This is a genomic window from Streptomyces sp. 71268 (assembly GCF_029392895.1).
In the GTDB taxonomy this organism is placed as follows: Bacteria; Actinomycetota; Actinomycetes; order Streptomycetales; family Streptomycetaceae; genus Streptomyces.
In genome coordinates, this window is record NZ_CP114200.1 from 7882180 (window position 1) to 7900042 (window position 17863).

The 17863-nt window shown below is 71.1% G+C and carries 15 protein-coding genes; 9 read left to right on the top strand and 6 right to left on the bottom strand.

What is annotated here, in order from left to right:
- Window positions 1-36 precede the first annotated feature (36 nt).
- From OYE22_RS31370 to OYE22_RS31390, 5 genes are all read left to right on the top strand, one after another.
- Window positions 37-699, top strand: coding sequence for a hydrolase (locus OYE22_RS31370; RefSeq protein ID WP_277323571.1), 663 nt, complete (start codon window positions 37-39; stop codon window positions 697-699).
- Between the two features lie 41 nt (window positions 700-740).
- Window positions 741-1265, top strand: coding sequence for a DoxX family protein (locus OYE22_RS31375; protein ID WP_277323572.1), 525 nt, complete (start codon window positions 741-743; stop codon window positions 1263-1265).
- A 413-nt stretch (window positions 1266-1678) separates the two neighbouring features.
- Window positions 1679-3403, top strand: a complete 1725-nt coding sequence (locus OYE22_RS31380) for an MFS transporter (protein WP_277323573.1) — start codon at window positions 1679-1681, stop codon at window positions 3401-3403.
- Window positions 3400-4389 (top strand): pirin family protein, encoded by a 990-nt coding sequence (locus OYE22_RS31385; RefSeq protein WP_277323574.1) that lies wholly within the window; start codon window positions 3400-3402, stop codon window positions 4387-4389. The genes OYE22_RS31380 and OYE22_RS31385 overlap by 4 nt, the downstream gene beginning before the upstream one ends.
- 28 nt (window positions 4390-4417) lie before the next feature.
- Complete coding sequence (locus tag OYE22_RS31390) at window positions 4418-4777, top strand: GNAT family N-acetyltransferase (protein WP_277323575.1); 360 nt, start codon at window positions 4418-4420, stop codon at window positions 4775-4777.
- 14 nt (window positions 4778-4791) lie between these two features.
- Here the strand turns inward: OYE22_RS31390 and OYE22_RS31395 are convergent, their stop codons facing one another.
- From OYE22_RS31395 to OYE22_RS31405, 3 genes are all read right to left on the bottom strand, one after another.
- Window positions 4792-5607 carry a carbohydrate ABC transporter permease gene (locus OYE22_RS31395; RefSeq protein WP_277323576.1) on the bottom strand — a complete coding sequence of 272 codons (816 nt, stop codon included), beginning with the start codon at window positions 5605-5607 and terminating at the stop codon, window positions 4792-4794.
- Window positions 5608-5617: 10 nt separating this feature from the next.
- The gene (locus OYE22_RS31400; RefSeq protein WP_277323577.1) at window positions 5618-6472 is read right to left on the bottom strand and encodes a sugar ABC transporter permease; all 855 of its coding nucleotides are present in this window, start codon (window positions 6470-6472) and stop codon (window positions 5618-5620) included.
- 67 nt (window positions 6473-6539) lie between these two features.
- Window positions 6540-7790: a sugar ABC transporter substrate-binding protein gene (locus tag OYE22_RS31405; protein WP_277323579.1), complete on the bottom strand. Its 1251-nt coding sequence runs from the start codon at window positions 7788-7790 to the stop codon at window positions 6540-6542.
- 637 nt (window positions 7791-8427) lie between these two features.
- On the opposite strand from OYE22_RS31405, the gene OYE22_RS31410 reads away from it, so the two are divergent.
- The 3 genes from OYE22_RS31410 to OYE22_RS31420 all read left to right on the top strand — a co-directional run bounded on the left by OYE22_RS31410 (window position 8428) and on the right by OYE22_RS31420 (window position 13272).
- Complete coding sequence (locus tag OYE22_RS31410) at window positions 8428-11187, top strand: LuxR family transcriptional regulator (protein ID WP_277323580.1); 2760 nt, start codon at window positions 8428-8430, stop codon at window positions 11185-11187.
- Between the two features lie 77 nt (window positions 11188-11264).
- Window positions 11265-12029, top strand: a complete 765-nt coding sequence (locus OYE22_RS31415; protein ID WP_277323581.1) for an alpha/beta hydrolase — start codon at window positions 11265-11267, stop codon at window positions 12027-12029.
- A gap of 268 nt (window positions 12030-12297) precedes the next feature.
- Window positions 12298-13272 carry a helix-turn-helix domain-containing protein gene (locus OYE22_RS31420; RefSeq protein ID WP_277323582.1) on the top strand — a complete coding sequence of 325 codons (975 nt, stop codon included), beginning with the start codon at window positions 12298-12300 and terminating at the stop codon, window positions 13270-13272.
- Window positions 13273-13384: 112 nt separating this feature from the next.
- On the opposite strand, the gene OYE22_RS31425 is transcribed toward OYE22_RS31420, so the two are convergent.
- From OYE22_RS31425 to OYE22_RS31435, 3 genes are all read right to left on the bottom strand, one after another.
- Window positions 13385-13999 carry an FMN reductase gene (locus OYE22_RS31425; RefSeq protein WP_277323583.1) on the bottom strand — a complete coding sequence of 205 codons (615 nt, stop codon included), beginning with the start codon at window positions 13997-13999 and terminating at the stop codon, window positions 13385-13387.
- A complete protein-coding gene (locus tag OYE22_RS31430) occupies window positions 13996-15081 on the bottom strand; it encodes an LLM class flavin-dependent oxidoreductase (protein ID WP_277323584.1) in 1086 nt (361 codons plus the stop codon). The genes OYE22_RS31425 and OYE22_RS31430 overlap by 4 nt, the downstream gene beginning before the upstream one ends.
- Before the next feature lie 428 nt (window positions 15082-15509).
- Complete coding sequence (locus OYE22_RS31435) at window positions 15510-16346, bottom strand: alpha/beta hydrolase (protein WP_277323585.1); 837 nt, start codon at window positions 16344-16346, stop codon at window positions 15510-15512.
- 267 nt (window positions 16347-16613) lie between these two features.
- Between OYE22_RS31435 and OYE22_RS31440 the strand changes: the two genes are divergently transcribed.
- Entirely contained in the window at window positions 16614-17861 is a 1248-nt protein-coding gene (locus OYE22_RS31440) for a glutamate--cysteine ligase (protein ID WP_277323586.1), read from the top strand.
- Window positions 17862-17863 lie beyond the last annotated feature (2 nt).

The window sequence follows — 17863 nt, forward strand, 5'->3', positions numbered from 1 at the left end:
GATCCGCGCCGCCATCGCCGAGAAAGGCTCACCATCATGGTCAACATCTCCGAGGTCACCGCTGCCCCCAGCCCCGACCTGCTCACCCCGGACAACTGCGCGGTGCTCTTCATCGACCACCAGCCGCAGATGTTCTTCGGCACCGGCAGCGGCGACCGCACCGCCATCCTCAACTCCACCGTGGGCCTGGCGAAGTCCGCGAAGGTGTTCGACGTGCCGGTCGTGCTGAGCACCGTGGCCGCCGAGTCCTTCTCCGGCCCGCTCATGCCGCGGCTGGCCGAGGTCTTCCCCGAGCAGCAGATCGTGGACCGCACCACGATGAACGCCTGGGAGGACGAGAACTTCGTCGAGGCGGTCAAGGCGACCGGCCGTAAGAAGCTGGTCATCGCGGGTCTGTGGACCGAGGTCTGCGTCGTGCTGCCCGCACTGTCCGCCATCGCCCAGGGCTACGAGGTCTACGTCGTCACCGACGCGTCCGGTGGGGTCAGCCCGCAGGCCCACGAGCACGCCGTCCAGCGCGTGATCCAGGCCGGGGCCGTCCCGGTCACCTGGGTGCAGGTGCTGCTGGAGCTCCAGCGTGACTGGGCCCGCACGGAGACCTACGCCGCCGTGGGCGACGTGGTCAAGGAGCACGGCGGCACCTACGGGCTCGGGATGGTGTACGCGCAGGCCATCATCGGCGCCCACGCCGCCGGTTGACCCACACACCGGTACTCGAACGTCAGGGACAGGTAGGGACGATGGACGCTGGACTGTTGGTCCTCCGGCTGGTGGTGGGGCTGCTCATCGCCGGGCACGGGGTGCAGAAGGTGAGCTTCCGGCTCGGAGGCAACGGCCTCGCGGGCGGGACCGAGGAGTTCCGCCACGACGGGTTCCGCGGCGGCCGACTGACCGCCGTCGTCGCGGGAGCCAGCCAGATCGGTTCCGGCCTGTTCCTGGCCGCCGGCCTGCTCACGCCCATGGCGGCGATGGCCGCCATGGGCGTGATGACGGTCGCTGGCACCGTCAAGTGGCCCAAGGGGCTGTGGGTGCAGAACGACGGCTACGAATACCCCCTGGTCCTGGTCGCGGCCTCCGCCGCGCTGGCCCTCACCGGGCCTGGGCGATGGTCCGTGGACCACGCGCTGACCGTCACTCCGTGGCCGGTGTGGGTCTGCGTCGCCGCGGTCATCGTGGGGCCGGTCAGCGGCCTGCTCACCCGGGTGGTGCTGCACCGGCCCACCCTCGCGGGCCAGGGGACGCGGTACGCGAAGGCCGCTGACTGAGGCGTTCGGACACCCTGGCGCCGCGCGCGGCGGGCCGTCCCGGCCCGCCGCCTCCGCCGCTGACGCCGACCCGGTGCGCCGGGCTGGTCACTGATCCCGACCCGGTGCGTCGGGCAGGTCGACGCCGTCAGCTACGCGGCGCGCGGGCAACGCCTCCGCTCTCGATCGCCGAAGCGACCCGGCTCCGACCTCGGCCCCGAACGACACACCCCCGAACAACACACCCCGAACAACACACCCCGAACGACACACCGGCCCACCGGTGGCCGGCCGCACCGACGAACGACAACCGGCGCGCCGAGCGGCGACAGCCACCGTTGGTCCGATCCCAGCCCGACCACGACACCAGCCGCCTGAGGCACCTCGACACCTGCCGGTGTGGAGGCGTCCGTACTCACCCCGCATGGACCAGCATGAGCCCCGTACCTCCCTCCCCGCCTACACAGCCGCCAAGGTCGGACTCGGCATGGGCGCCGCTCGCGGCACGCCTCTTCCGGGCGCTGTGGATCGCCCAGTTGGTCTCCAACATCGGTAGCTGGATGCAGATGATCGGGGCGCAGTGGCTGCTGATCGGGCACGACGCGGCACTGGTGACGCTGGTCCAGACGGCCTCCAGCCTGCCCGTCGTGCTCCTGGCCCTGCCCTCGGGCGTGGTCGCCGACCGCTACGAGCGTCGGGGCGTGCTCCTGGCCGCGCAGTTCGCCATGCTCGCGGTCTCCGGCACGCTGACGGTGCTGGCGTTCGCGGACGCCCTCACCCCGACGCCGCTGCTCCTCCTCACCTTCCTGCTGGGGTGCGGCACCGCCCTGATGGGCCCGGCCTGGCAGGCGATCCAGCCGGAGCTGGTGGAACGCCACCAGCTCGGCCAGGCCGCCGCGCTCGGCGGCGTGAACATGAACCTGGCCCGCGCCCTCGGGCCGGCCCTTGGCGGAGTGGTCGTGGCCGCGGCGGGCGCCGGGTGGGTCTTCGCCTTCAACACAGCCTCCTATCTCGGCATCGCCGCCGTCCTGCTGCTCTGGCGACGCCCCAAGACGGTCGCCCCCGCGACGGGAGGGGAGAAGCTGCTGACCGCCCTCGACGCGGGCCGCCGCTACGTGTGGTACGCGCCGGGCATCCGCCGGGTCCTCCTGCGCGTGGTCCTGTTCGTCCCCGGTGGCGCCGCCCTGTGGGCGTTGCTGCCGCTGGTCGCGAGCCGCTCCCTGCACCTGGGCTCCGGAGGCTACGGACTGCTGCTGGGTGCCGTCGGCGTCGGAGCGGTCGCGGGCGCCTTCGCGCTGCCCCACACGAACCGGGTGCTCGGCGCCAACGGCACCCTGGGCGGCGGGGCCCTGGTCTTCGCGGGCGTCCTGGTGGTACTGGTCGCCGTACGCGACACCTGGCTGGTGGCGGTGGCGCTGCTGTTCGCGGGTGTGGCGTGGATCGGTGTGCTGTCCACCCTCAACGCGGCCATGCAGACGCGGCTTCCCGGCTGGGTCAGTGCCCGCGGGCTCGCCGTCTACCTCCTCGTCTTCCAGGGTGGCCAGGGGCTGGCGGCGCCGCTGTGGGGTGCCCTCGCCGCGCGGCTGGGGCTTGCCGTGCCGCTGCTGGCCGGTAGTGGGTTGCTGCTCGTCAGCGCCCTCAGCCTGCGCCGCTGGCCGCTGTACGGGGCGGAGGGGGTCGACCCCTCCCCCTCCGCGCACTGGCCGGTCCCACCCCTGGTGTTCGAGCCGGGACCGACCACCGGCCCCGTGCTCGTCACCGTCTCCTACCGCGTAGCCCCGGGAGACGTGACCGCCTTCAGCGACCGGATGGAGCACGTCGCCCGCTCCCGGCGGCGCACCGGAGCCCTTACCTGGGGCCTGTACCAGGACGGACAGGACCCCGGGCACTTCATCGAGAACTACCTCGTCGCCTCCTGGGCCGAGCACCTCGCCCAGCACAGTGACAGACTCACCCTCACCGACCGCCGACACGAGGAGCGGGCACGCCGTCTCCTCGTCCCGGGCACCCGGCCAGAAGTCACCCATGCCTTCGACGCGTCCTCGGGCCCCGTCGTTCCGGGGGAGGGTGTGACCCCGTACCCGGGCCTCCGTGGCACGGTGGAGGGTCACCACCAGCAGGCGACGAACCAGTTGGAGAAAGGAGACGATGCCCGGTGAGCAACGTCGAAACAGAGCAGAGCGAGCAACACGGCGGAGCGCCGGTCGCGGGCGAACGGAGCACGCGGGCCCCGCACGTCGACGTACTCGCCCCACGCGACGTCCCTCTCGGTGGCCCACGGGCGATGCGGGTACGGCGCACGCTGCCGCAGCGCGCCCGGACCCTGATCGGCGCCTGGTGCTTCGCCGACCACTACGGCCCCGACGATGTCGCCGACACGGGCGGCATGGACGTCGCCCCGCACCCGCACACCGGACTACAGACGGTGAGCTGGTTGTTCAGCGGCGAGATCGAGCACCGCGACAGTCTCGGCAGCCACGCGCTCGTACGACCGGGCGAGCTGAACCTGATGACGGGCGGGTACGGCATCAGCCACTCGGAGGTCTCGACCGCGCGCGCCACGATCCTGCACGGCGTGCAGCTGTGGGTGGCGCTGCCCGAACGACACAGACACACCGAACGCGACTTCCAGCACCACGTGCCCGAGCCGGTGCGGATCGCCGGGGCCGAGGTGCGGGTGTTCCTGGGCTCCCTCGCCGGGGACGTGTCCCCCGTGGCGACGTTCACCCCCCTGCTCGGTGCGGAGATCGTCCTGTGGCCCGGGGCGACCGTCACGCTCGCCGTCGAGCCCGGCTTCGAGCACGGCCTGCTGGTCGACACGGGCCCGGTCCGGATGGCCGACACGCTGCTGCGACCGGCGGAACTGGGGTACGCCGGCCCGGGAACAGACACCCTGACGTTGACCAACGCATCGGACGGCCCGGCCCGGACCGTCCTGCTCGGCGGGACACCGTTCGAGGAGCGGATCGTCATGTGGTGGAACTTCATCGGCCGTAGCCACGAGGACATCGTGCGGGCCCGGGAGGACTGGCGGAACGCCTCCGACCGGTTCGGCACGGTCGAGGGCTACGACGGTGACCGCCTCCCCGCCCCGGCCCTGCCGAACGCCGTCATCGCACCGCGCGGAAACCCCCCGCGCCGCTGACCCGCACCCACCCGAAAGGACCTACCCCATGACCCAGCCTTCCGCCGCCCCCACCGTCGAGCGAGTGGACGAGCGGCACCGATACGTCATCCTCGTCGACGGGAAACGCGCCGGTCTGACCGCCTACCGCGACCGCGGTGAGCAGCGTGTCTTCTTCCACACGGAGATCGACGAGGCGTTCGCCGGCCAGGGTCTGGCCGCGCGGCTGATCCAGGAGGCACTCACCGACGTACGCGCGTCAGGCAAGCGCGTCGTGCCGGTCTGCCCCTACGTGGCCAAGTACCTGACCCGGCACGAGGAGTGCGACGACATCACCGACCCGGTCACCCCGGAGGTCCAGGAATGGCTGGAGAGCGAGTTGAGGTCACGGCCGAGGCCCCCGGCATAACCATTCCCCGCCTCTCACCTGACGGCTCCGCTGGTGGTCCCGGTGGCGACATAGCGCTGAGCGACGGCGAGCAGCACGGCTGCCGGGGCGGACGCCAGAACCGAGGTGGCCATGACGGCGTTCCACCGGTTCGTGTGCGCGCCGATGTACTCGTAGATGCCCAGGGTGATCGGCCGCACCGTCTCCGTGGTGGTCAGCGTGAGGGCGAAGAGGAAGTCGCTCCACGTGAAGAGGAAGGTGAAGACGCCGGCCGTGATCAACGCGTTGGCGCTGACCGGGAGCACCACGGAGCGGAACGCACGCCAGTTGCCCGCACCGTCCACCCGCGCGGCCTCGATGATCTCCTTGGGGATGCTCCGCATGAACGAACGCAGGACGAGGATCGCGAAGGGGACCCCCGCGGTCGAGTCGGCGAGGATCAGCCCGAGGTGGGAGTTCAGCAGCCCCAGGTCGTTGTAGGAGCCGTAGAGCGCGTTCGCCACGGCGATGCCTGGCACCATCTGGGTGACCAGGACGCCGAAGAGGACGAGGTCGGTACCTCGTAGGGGGAAGTGAGCCAGCGCGTAGGCCGCCGGCGCGGCCAGGCCGAGGCTGAGGGCCACGCTGCCCAGCGCCACCACCAGGCTGGTGACGAGGTTGGTGCCTTGGTCGCGCAGCGCGGTGGCGTAACCGCTGAAGTCCGGGTGGAGGGGGAACCAGCCTCCCCGCAGGGTGTTCCCCGCCGGTTGCAGGGAGGCGTTCACCATCCAGTAGACGGGAAACAGCATCACCGCGAGCAGCAGGACGCCGATGATCGTGGACGGCCAGCCACGGCTCGGTGCGCGCTTCACGAACTCCCTCTCAGGCGTGCAGGGCGCGCCGGTGGGCGCGCAGGTAGACGAGGGCGAAGACGAGCGACAGGACGATGAGCACGTTGCTCATCGCGGCGCCGCGTCCGAAGTCGAACTGTTGGAAGGACAGTTCGTAGGACTGGGTGGCGAGGGTCTGCGTGGCGTTGGCCGGCCCTCCGCCCGTCACCACGAGGATGATGTCCAGCACCTTGAGCGTGTAGACCACGCCCAGCACCAGCACGACGCCGACCACAGGGCGCAGCAGTGGCCAGGTGACGTGGCGGAACGACGCCACCGGGCCGGCGCCGTCCAGCTTCGCCGCCTCGTACAGGTGGGGCGGGATGTCCCGCAGACCGCCGTACAGGATCGCGGTGTTGAAGGGCACGCCCACCCAGATGTTGACGAGGATCACCGACACCAGCGCCTCGGAGGTGCCGGTGAGCCAGGGGACGCCGGACGAGACGAGGTGGAGTCCGCCCAGTGCGTCGTTGACGACTCCCGAGTCGGTGTCGAGCATCCACTTCCACGTCGTGGCGGAGGCGACCAGCGGCAGCAGCCACGGCAACATCAGGAGCGACCGCAGAACGCCGTTGAGCGGAAAGCGGCGCTGGAAGAAGAGGGCCATGGCCAGGCCGAGCACGAACTGCCCGATGATCGAACCGGCCGCGAACAGGGCCGTCGTCACCAGCGCCTGGGAGAACAGCTCCGACGACAGGACCGTCGCGTAGTTCCGCAGTCCCACGAACGGCGCGGCACCGGTGTAGAAGGTCGTGGTCGTGTACTGCTGGAAGCTCATCACGACGTTCTTGACGCTCGGGTAACCGAAGAACAGCAGCAGGTACGTCCCAGCGGGCACGACGAACATCCACCGCGTGAGCGACTGCCAAAGGCGTGCCCGGGCCGCACTCCGGCTTGTGCCGCCCAGGCCCTTCTCAGGAACTGGTCGCGATCCGCTGCGCACGCTTCAGCGCCTCTCGTGGCGTCTGCTCACCCGTCAGCGCCAACTGGACGGCGGTGTAGATACCGGTCGCCGCCCTGGGCCACCTGACGCCCAGTTCGCCGGTACGGGACCGGGCTTTCTCGACGCTCTCGACGAAGGCCGCCATCGACGGGACCCGCTGGGCGTACCGGGCGGCCACCACGGCACGGGACGGCACGGTGAACCTCTGCTCGGCCTGGGCGAGCATGTTCGCGGAGTCGTTCAGACAGGCGACCACCCGCGCCGCCTTCTCCCGCTTCGCCGCGGAGGCGCTCCGCGGAACGGTCCACACCTCGCCGCCGAGCGGGGTGACAGGGGCCTGCCCCGCCCGGGGAACGGGCACGGGGGCCACCCCCCAGCGCAGGTTCTCGGCCTCGTTCATGGCCGGGATGCGCCAGGGACCGTTGATCATCATGGCTGTCTTGCCGGCGACGAACTGGTCGTGGAGGTCGGCCTGGTTCCAGTTCAGCACCGACCTCGACATCGATCCGCTCTCGACCAGGTCGGCCCACAGCTGGAGTGCCTGCGCGGCCTGCGGGGTGTCCAGGCGTCGCTCGTCCCCGCCGTTGGACCACAGGAAGGGCAGGAACTGCCAGCTCCCCTCGAAGGTGGCGTTCGCGTCGACCGCCATGCCGTAGCGACCAGGGCGGGTCAGCTTGGCCGCCGCCGCCCTGAGCTGCTCCCAGGTTCTGGGCACCGCGACACCGGCCTCGGCGAGCATGTCCTTGTTGTAGACGAGCGCGACCGTGCTGACCGTGGGCGCCAGCCCGTACACCTTCCCCTCGTACGTGCCGGCCGAGAGGATGCCCTCGGCGAAGCCGCTGGAGTCGACGCCGTACTGGTCCAGTGGGGTCAGCGCGCCGGTCCGCGCGATCTGCTGCAGGTCCGCGTTGTCCAGCATCAGCAGGTCGGGGAGCGTACGGGACGACGCCTGTCGCAGGACCTTGGGGACGAGCGACGGCCCGGGAACGCTTGAGTGCTCGACCTTCACGCCGACGGTCCTGCCGCACTCGCTGAGCCGCTCGCTCCACTGGGCGTGTTCGACTTCGTCGGTGTAGTAGTCGAGTGCGGTGATGGATGTGACCTTGCCCGTGGCGGACCCGTTACCTGTTCCGTCACCGCATCCGCTGGCGGCCAGGGCCAAGGCGACGGTTGCGAGGAGGGCGGTGAGCCGCCGTGCCGGCGGTCTGACCGGAAAGATCATGGTGGGGCCTGTTTCCGAGCGACGTGCGTGACCTGCGAATCCGTTGTTTCCGTCTCGGGGGCTGATGGCGAGATCCTGATCCCGGGACAACTCGGTCAGACTAAGCGCACGAGAGGAGGCCTCCGCGCCCGGGTCGGTCACAGAACGGACCGCGGCGGTGTCTGGCCGTGAACGGCGAGCCCCGCGCTCGCCCGGACAGCGGCCCCGCGAAGCCGGATACCGCGAGCCCGTCACGCCGGCCGGCGTCCGACAGGCGCTCGGGGAGCCAGGCCAGCCGTGCGGACAGGAGGCACCTCGTCCGACGAACGGTGCTGTTTCGCAGGTGAAGTACCATGGCCCGCTGTGGCGCCACTCACCTGGTCCTCCGCGTTCCGGCTCCTCCCAGCCGCGCACTCGGCATCACTTTCCGGGCCGACCTCGCCCGTCTGGTGGTCGCCCGCGAACGCGCGGGGTGACTGGCTCGTGTGCCACGCCACCCTCGCGGGCGGCCGGACCCGTGTGATGCGCGCGTCCGACCGCCCACCGGCGGGGCCGCCGCTTCGGGGGAGGAGGACCGCTACCGACGGGTGCGGTCATCCGGCGACACGGGGTGGGCCCGGCTCCGACGGACGGTGCGGGTTGGAAAGGTGCATGAGTGGTGGGGTCGGGCGAATCGCTGACCCGTAGCGGCCTGCGTGGCCGAGAGGCCGAACTCGCGGAACTGCGCACCCTGATCACCGAGGTGCCCCGCACCGGGAGCGGCGCGTTGGCCCTGATCCAGGGGGAGCCGGGCATCGGCAAGACCACGCTGCTCGCCGAGGCCGTCACCACGGCCAGGGCGGCGGGATTCTCCGTCGGCCTCGGCAAGGCCGACGAACTGCACCACATCGTGCCCCTCTCCTCGTTGGCGGCCTCCCTCCTGCACGGCGAACAGCCGCTGCTCTCCGGCGACGCCTTCGCCGATCTCACGCGGAACCAGGACCAGCGGATCTGGCTGGTGGAGCGGCTCGCGGAGGCGATCGAAGCCAGAGCATGCGGCGCGCCGGTCCTGATCGGTCTGGACGACGTGCAGTGGGCCGACCCGCTCAGCCGGTTCGCCCTGAGACAGCTCCCGGCACGACTGCGGACCTCGCCGGTGCTGTGGCTGCTGGCTGGACGACCGGACCCCGCCGGCCCGGCGGAGGACATCCTCGCGGCCGCGGCCGAAGCGCTGGCGACGGTCACCGTGCCCCTGGGACCGCTGTCCGGCGCGGCCATCCGTCAACTGACCGATGACACCCTGGGGGCAGCCGTCGACGAGCGGGTACGGGACCTGCTCGACGGGGCCGGCGGGAACCCCTTCCTCGCGGTCGAGATGCTCGCGGGACTGGGGGCCGCCGAGACGTCGGGCGATCTCGTACCCTCCACGCTCGTGGTGGGCGTGCGCGGCAGGCTCAGATCCCTGCGACCCGACACCCTGCGCTTCCTGCGGATGGGAGCCGTGCTCGGGCGCAGGTTCAGCCTCCACGACGCCGCCGCGTTGTGCGGCCAGCCGCCCGCCACGTTGATCCCGGCGCTGGAGGAGGCGATGTGTGCCGGGCTTCTGGACGACGACGGTGACGACCTCGTCTTCCGCCATGACCTGCTGCGCCAGGCCGTCTACGTCGACATCACACCCTCAGCCCGGAAGGTCCTGCACCGGGAGGCCGCCAGCCACCTCGTGGCCGCGGGCGGCCGGCCGATCGACGCGGTGCCGCACATCCTCAGGGGCGCCGAGGTCGGAGACGTGGAATGCGTGGCGCTGCTGCGGCGAGCAGCCGAGGACGTGCTGCCGGTCACGCCGGGGCTGGCGGCCGACCTGATGACGCGTGCCCTGGAACTGGTGCCGCCCGCCTCGCCGCTGCGGTTCGAGGTGGGTGAGCAGGCGATCCGCTACCTGACCCAGGCCGGCAGGAGTCGGGAAGCGCTGTCGACCGGCGATCGGCTGCTGGCCTGCCGACCGCCGCTGGACGTCTTCAGCCGGTTGCAGGCCGCCCTCGGCGGGGCGCTGTGGAACATGGACCTCGCCGAGGAGCTGCGCCGCCGGACCGAATCGGCCCTCGCCGTCGAAGGCGCGGCCCCGGAGGCGGCGGCGAGGCTGGCCGCCCTGCGGGCGCTGGCCCTGTCCCGGGGACATGACCTCGTCGCGGCGCGTGAGGCCGGCGAGACCGCACTGCGGGCCGCCACCGCGATCGGTGACCGGGAGGCACACGTCCTGGCCCTGTCCGGGCTCGGTGAGATCGCGCAGAACGCGGGGGAGAACGCCGTCGCGCTGGAGCACTTCGCCAGGCTCAGCACCATCGAACCCGCTTTCCTGCCCGAAGAGATCGTCGCGCACCTGCACATGGACGACTTCGCCTCCGGCGACCGGCTGCTCCTGCGGGCGGCGGACAACGCCGGTAAGACGCGTCAGGCGATGTTGCTCTGGGCACAGGGCCAGCACGATCTGGGGCTGGGCCGGCTCGACGACGCCGACGCCGGCTTCGCCACCATGGAGCGCCTGGAGGACGACGTACACGTCCCCGTCCAGCAGGTGAACGCCCGCGTGATCCGCTCCCGGATCGCCCTGCTGCGCGGCGACCGGGACGCGGCCCGGGAGCACCTGGTCGCGGCGCGGAGAAGGCTGGCGGCCAAACCGAACCCGGGCAACACGGCCGCGGTGCGCTTCCTGGAGGCCGTCCACGCCGAGGCCGACGGGGACACCGAACTCGCCGTCGACAAGATCCGACAGGTGCAGCAGCAAGGTGTCCTCATGCGCTGGCGGCTGTTGCGCGACTGGGTCGACACCGCGATACGCATGGCCCTGCGCGGAGCGGACCACGAACTCGCCGAGGACCTGGCCTCACAGGCGCGGACACACGCCGCGCGCAACCCCACCGTGCCGACCGCCACGGGCATCGCGGCGCAGGCCCTCGGGCTCGTCACAAACGATCTCGCCCTGCTGGAGGAATCGGTGGCACTGCTCGCGGCGAGCCCGCGCCCGCTGGTCCGGGCCGCCGCCGACGCCGACCTCGGACAGGCACTCCTGGCGGCGGGGCACAGACCCCAGGCGGTGGCCGCCCTGACGCGGGCCCGTGCCGTGTTCGCCGAGTCAGGCGCCCACGCCGTGGCGGCCCGCCTGCAGCGCGACCTGGATGGTGCGGGGGCCGGCGGCGGCCGGGTGGTGGCCAGGCAGCGCCCCGTCCAGGGATGGGGCGCCCTCACGGCCTCGGAGCAGAAGGTCGCGCGTTTGGTCGCCGACGGCCACACCAACCGGTCGGCCGCCGATCTGCTCTTCGTCTCCCCACACACCGTCAACACGCACCTGACCTCCGCCTTCCGCAAGCTGGGGGTGAACTCCCGGGTCCAGCTCGCCAACCTGGTCACGGCCCTGCCCGACACCGAGCGAACCGGTGAGTGATTGGTACGTTCACGCGATGCCTCTCCGCGCCCGGACCCACTTGGCTGGGTCGGCGAACCCACTAGGAGGGCACCGCCATGCCATCGATCTCCCCACCGCCCACCATCGTGCTCGTGCACGGGGCGTTCACCGATGCCTCGTCCTGGGCGGGGGTCATCAGCCTCCTGCACGCCACGGGTTCCACCGTGCGCGCCCCGGCGAACCCGCTGCGCGACCTCGCCCATGACGCCGCCTCCCTCAGGAACGTGGTGCGCGATATCGATGCCCCTGTCGTGCTGGTGGGCCACGGCTACGGCGGCGCGGTCATCACGCACGCCGCCACCGACGCCGACAACGTCGTGGCGCTGTGCTATGTCGCGGCGTTCGGCCTCGACATCGGCGAGTGCGTCCTGGACATCACGAGCCGGTTTCCGCCCACGCCGGCGGCCGACGCGACGTGCGCCGTCGACTTCCCGGCCCACCTTCCCGGCGGCCCGGACAGCGAGCTCCACATCAGCGAGGGGCGGTTCCCCCAGGTGTACGCCGCCGATCTGCCGCTCCACGTGCGGAACGTGATGTCCGTGGCCCAGCGCCCGATCGCCCACCGCGCGCTGACCAGCAGATCCGGCCCGCCGGCATGGGCCTCCAAACCGTCCTGGTACGCCATCGCGACCGCCGACCGGATGCTCAGCCCCACCGCTCAGCGCTTCATGGCACAACGCATGGCGGCCACCGAACACGTGCTGGACGGCTCACACGCCGTCGCCCTGTCGCGGCCCGACGCCGTGGTCGCGATGATCCGGGAAGCCGCCGAACAGAGCACGGGCCGCGGCGACGGCTACCCGTCGCGGCAGCCCTTGTGAGCGGGGGGAAAGAGGTGACCACACACCTCCGCGCGGAGCCCTGACCAACGACGGCGTTACGTCGCCGTCGGCGCACCGCTGGGGTCCCACGCGGCGGAGCCCTCAGGCGGGGGCCACTTCGTCCGGCGTCCCTGATCTAGCGGATTCACGCGATGTGCCGGCCCGAGCCGGCTGGCACGGTGTTCTGGAAGCACACCGGGTCTCGGTCACCAGGCCGTCGGGTGACCGGTGCCGAACCGCCTGTTGATCAGGATGTCAAGGGAGTCAGATGTCCACCGTCCTTTCCACCGCGTCGCTGTCCGCGGCCGACCGCATGGAGCGCTGGCATGAAGCGGTGTCCCGGACGTTCATACCGCTCGACGTCAAAACTCTGGAGGAGGACCCGTCGCCGGGAAGCATCGTCACCTACCAGTGGGGTGCCACGCAGGTGTCGCACGTCCAGGCCGGGCCCCAGGAGGTGACGCGCAGCAAGCGCCTGATCGCCCGGGACGGAAAAGAATTCGTCATCCTCACCGTTCAGCGCAGGGGCAGCGCCGTCAAGGAGCAGGACGGGAGACAGTGCCTGATACAGCCGGGGGACTTCTCCGTTTCTGATTCGTCCCGGGTGTTCAGGAAGAAGGTGCGGGGCGAGTTCTGCTTCACCTCCTTTCAGTTCCCGCGCAAGGAGCTCCGCGTGCGGGACGAGGACCTGCGGACGCTGACCGCGAGAGCGTTCTCGGGTAGCGACGGAAGTGCCGCACTGGTGGCGACCTACTTCTCGTCCATGGCGCGCGAAGCAGCGGGGTTCGACGACTGCGTGGGCCGTCAGGCTGTCGCCACCGGGCTCGACCTGCTGGCACTGCTCATCGACGAGCGCAGCGGCCGCTACAGGCCCCAGACGCCCGATACCGCGGCGGCCATGATGGTGCGGGTGAAGGACCACATCCTGCGCAACCTCTCCAACCCGGACCTGTCACCCACCGCGATCGCCGCCGCCCACTTCATCTCGGTGCGCTACCTGCACAAGTTGTTCCAGTCGGAGGGGACCACCGCCGGGGAGTGGGTCAGGATGCAGCGCCTAGAGCGGTGCCGTCGGGACCTTCTTCGCTCCCCGGCCCAGGGACCCGGGGTGGCGGCCGTCGCCCGACGCTGGGGTTTCGTGAGCCCCAGCCACTTCAGTCGTGTCTTCCGTGCCGCTTACGGTGTGTCTCCCCGCGATTGGCAACTGCACGGCCTGTCCGACGAGCGGCGCCCGGCTGAGTGAGGGCTCCGCGTCGTCAGGCTGGTGGCGCGGCGGGGCCAACGGATGTGCGCGCCCCACGGCCCGGTCCGGCTCGGTCGAACCGGGCCGTGGGGCGCGCACGGCCCGGTCCGGCTCAGTCGAAGCGCAGGTCGGAAAGCTGCCGTTCGAGGGCGGTGATGTCGTCCCGCGGCGTCTCCTGGGCCGGTCGCGCGGCCACCAGGGCGGCCAGCTCGCCGGCCGCCCGCCGGATGCGGGAGGGCAGACCGGTGGTGTACTCGTCGCCGCCGGTGCCCCAGTCCTCGGACGCCGCGAACACCGTGGTGGGGGCGACCGTGGTGCGCAGGTACGCGAAAAGCGGGCGCAGCGCGTGTTCGAGGACCAGCGAGTGGCGGGCCGTGCCGCCGGTGGCCGCGATGAGGACCGGCTTGCCGGCCAGGGCGTCCGGGTCGATCAGGTCGAAGAAGGACTTGAACAGCCCGCTGTAGGAGGCGGTGAACACGGGGGTCACCGCGATCAGCCCGTCAGCGCCCGTCACCGCGTCGATGGCGGTGGCCAGTTGGGGCGGGGGGAAGCCGGTCACGAGGTTGTTGGCGACGGCGACGGCCAGGCCCCGCAACTCGATGACCTCCGTCTCCACCTCGTGACCTGAGGCAACGAGAGCGTCGCGGGCGGACTCGGTGAGACGGTCGGCGAGGAGACGGGTGGAAGAAGGGTTGCTCAGCCCCCCGGAAACGGCGACGATTCTCATGCGGCGGACACCTCCTGGACGGCCCGCAGCGACGCGTGGGTGGGAGCGTCCGGCACGCCGGCCGGGCGGGCGGCCGCGAACTCCTCACGCAGCACGGGCACCACCTCCTCACCGAGGATGTCGAGCTGTTCCAAGACGGTCTTCAGGGGCAACCCCGCGTGGTCCATCAGGAACAACTGCCGCTGGTAGTCGCCGACGGTCTCGCGGAACGACAGCGTCCGCTCGATGACCTGCTGCGGCGAACCCACGGTGAGCGGGGTCTGCTCGGTGAACTCCTCCAGCGACGGCCCGTGTCCGTAGACGGGCGCGTTGTCGAAGTAGGGGCGGAACTCCCGTACGGCGTCCTGCGAGTTCTTCCGTATGAACGCCTGGCCGCCGAGACCCACGACGGCCTCGTTGGGCAGGCCGTGGCCGTGGAAGGCGTACCGTCGCCGGTAGAGCTGGACCATCCGCCTGGTGTGGTCGGCGGGCCAGAAGATGTTGTTGTGGAAGAAGCCGTCACCGTAGAAGGCCGCCTGCTCGGCGATCTCCGGTGAGCGGATGGAGCCGTGCCACACGAACGGCGGCACGCCGTCGAGCGGCCGGGGCGTGGACGTGAACCCTTGCAGGGGGGTACGGAATGTGCCCTCCCCGTCGACGACGTCTTCCCGCCACAGCCGGCGCAGCAGCGCGTAGTTCTCCTTGGCGAGGTTGATGCCCTGCCGGATGTCCTGCCCGAACCAGGGGTAGACGGGGCCGGTGTTGCCGCGGCCCATCATCAGGTCGACCCGGCCGTCGGCTAGGTGCTGGAGCATCGCGTAGTCCTCGGCGATCTTCACCGGATCGTTGGTGGTGATCAGGGTCGTCGCGGTGGAGAGGATCAGCTTCTCGGTGCGGGCGGCGATGTACCCAAGCATGGTGGTCGGGGACGAGGGCACGAACGGCGGGTTGTGGTGCTCGCCGGTCGCGAAGACGTCCAGGCCGACCTCCTCCGCCTTCAACGCGATGGCGACCGTCGCCTTGATGCGTTCGCTCTCTGACGGGGTACGGCCGTTGGTCGGGTCGGGGGTCACGTCCCCGACCGAGAATATTCCGAACTGCATGAGGACCTCTTTATTCAGCGATAAGGGGTTTTCAGAAATGTAGGCATCAGGGGGGCGACCACCGTGCCTGTGCGCGCAGCGGGACTTGTCCGTCAGTGCCCTACCTGGTCTCAGTGACGACGCCTCGCACCGAGTCTGATGGCGGTAATGCTGGGGTGCGCCACTACCCCGTGGCTGATCGTGATCTCGTCAGCGGAACGGGAAAAGGCTTGCTCATTCGCGCCCCGTTCGTTGGCCTCTCGTGGGTGTTCCCTGTGACATACCCTGGATCGGACGACGCGCGCGCCTTGTTGGAGAGCGCATGAGGTAATTCCCCGTCGTTTCATTCCCGCTTGCTATCCGGCCCGGGGTGCGCGATGGACGGGGCTGAACAGCCGCGAACGCGCGGGAGCCGGGTCGCCCTCGAAGGCGACCCGGCTCCCGTTCGGTCACTTCCCCAGGAAGGTGAGGAGCGCCGCGTTGACCTCCTCCGCGTGGGTCCACAGCAGGCCGTGCGGGGCGCCCTCGATCTCCACGTAGTCGGCGGACGGGAGCGCCTTGCGGAACGGCCGCGCGGTGCCCTCGACGGGCAGGATGCGGTCGCCCGTGCCGTGCAGGATCAGGGCGGGCACGTCGATGGCCGGGATGTCGGCGCGGAAGTCGGTGTACCAGGTCGCCGGCGCGGCGGCCGCCGCGTAGAAGCCGCCGCCCGCCGCGACGTTCCAGCTGTTACGGACGGCCTCTTCGCTGATGCGGGTGCCGAGGTTCTCGTCGAGGTTGTAGAAGTCCTTGTAGAAGTTGGTGTAGTAGGCGTAGCGGTCCGCCTTGACGGCCGCGACGACACCGTCGAAGAACTCCTTGGGGGCCACCCCGTCCGGGTTGTCGTCGCTCTTGAGCAGGCAGGGCTCCAGCGAGGCCAGGAAGGCGACCTTGGCCACCCTGGTGGAACCGTAGCGGGCCACGTATCGGGCGACCTCGCCGGTGCCCATCGAGAAGCCGACGAGGACGGCGTCGGTCAGGTCGAGGGTCTCCATCACGGTGTTCAGGTCGGCCGCGAAGGTGTCGTAGTCGTATCCGGTCGTCGGCTGGCTGGACTGCCCGAAACCGCGGCGGTCGTACGTGATCACGCGGTAGCCGGCGTCGAGCAGCACGGCGCTCTGCCGCTCCCAGGAGTGGCCGTCGAGCGGGAACCCGTGGATGAGGACGACCGGCTGCCCGGTTCCGTGGTCCTCGTAGTAGAGGTCGATGGTGGTGGAGTTCTCCTGGCCCACGGTGATGTACGGCATGTGTTGCTTCCTCGCTTACGAGTGATGGGTGCGAAGCGGACTCGGTCACGCTATGCCGCATGGCGCGTCGCCGGTTGTCAGGCAGCGCACTGCCCCTTGCCCGCGGACGCAGAAGAGGGCGGGTGGGGGAGACGACGATGCCTCGCGTGACGGGTCTGTCCACGGTGTGCGAGGGGGAGGCCGTGGGACTCCAGCCCGGGTGGGGGCGGTGTGAGGTGGGCGTGTCGGGTCGGTCCTCGTCCGCGCGCGAGGCATGCTGGGCGCCGGGTGGTGCGTCCCACCGCCTTGGACTCGGTGGAGCACGGGGTGCGCATGTCGGCCAGGAGTGGACCGGTCCCGACGCTGGGCGTCGAGGAGGAGTTCTTCCTCGTCGACCCGGACGACGGGTGTGTGCGCGAGGCTGGCTCACGCGTACTGGCCGGAGCGGGCGCGGCGGTGGGTGAGTTGGTCTCCGGCGAGTTCAGCGAGTACCAGGTCGAGGGCAAGACGCCTCCCTGCTCGGACGGGGCCGGTCTCCTGTCGCAGGTCGCCCGCGTGCGCGCGGCCCTGTCGGCGGCCGCGGGGGCCGAGGGCCTGTGCGTCATGGCCTCGGGAACGCCGGTCCTGGGGGCCGCGGACCCGGTGCCGGTGCGGGCGGACCCGCGGTACGACGCCGGCGTCCGGGCGTATCGGGGCCTACAGGAATCGTTCGCGTTCTCCGCCCTGCAGACGCATGTGGCGGTGCCCGGGCGCGAGGCCGCGGTGCTGGTGGGCAATCACCTGCGGCCCTGGCTGCCGACGCTGGTGGCGATCGCGGCGAACTCACCCTTCCGGGCCGGGCGCGACAGCGGGTACGCGAGCTGGCGGGCCGTCGCCCTGGCGCAGTGGCCGATCGCGGGCCCGCCTCCCTTCTTCCGTGACGCCGCCGATCACGACCGTCTCGTCGCGCGCCTTCTCGACACCGGCGCCGCGCTCGACGAACACAACCTTTTCTGGGACGTCCGACCGTGCGACCGCCTGAGCACCGTGGAGGTCCGGGCGATGGACGTCAACGCCGGCCTGGCGGAGACGGTGGCGTTCGCGCTGCTGGTGCGGGCGTTGGTGATGGAGGCCCTGGAGCGGGTGGAGCTGGGAGACCCGGGACCGGCGGTCGAGGAAGCCTGGCTGCGCGCGGCGTACTGGCGCAGCGCGCGCGACGGCTGGTCGGGGCAGGGTGTCGACCAGCACAGCGGCAGACCGGTACCCGCCGCGCACATGGCCCGGCGACTGCTGAACCTGGTGCGACCCGGCATGGAGGCCCGGGGGGAGTGGTGCTGGGTCGCCGGTGTGCTGGGAGGTCTGGCCCGCGAGGGCGGCGGCGCGGAGCGGCAGCGTGCCGCGTTCGCCCGAGAGGGCTCCCCGCGCGCCGTGGTCGACGACCTGGTCGCACGCACCAAGGCCCCGCCCGAGTTGTCCGCCCCCTCCTCCGTATCGGACCCGGCGCTCACCCGCACGGCGCAACCCGCCCCCGGGTCCCCTGCCCCGCGTACGGGATGAGG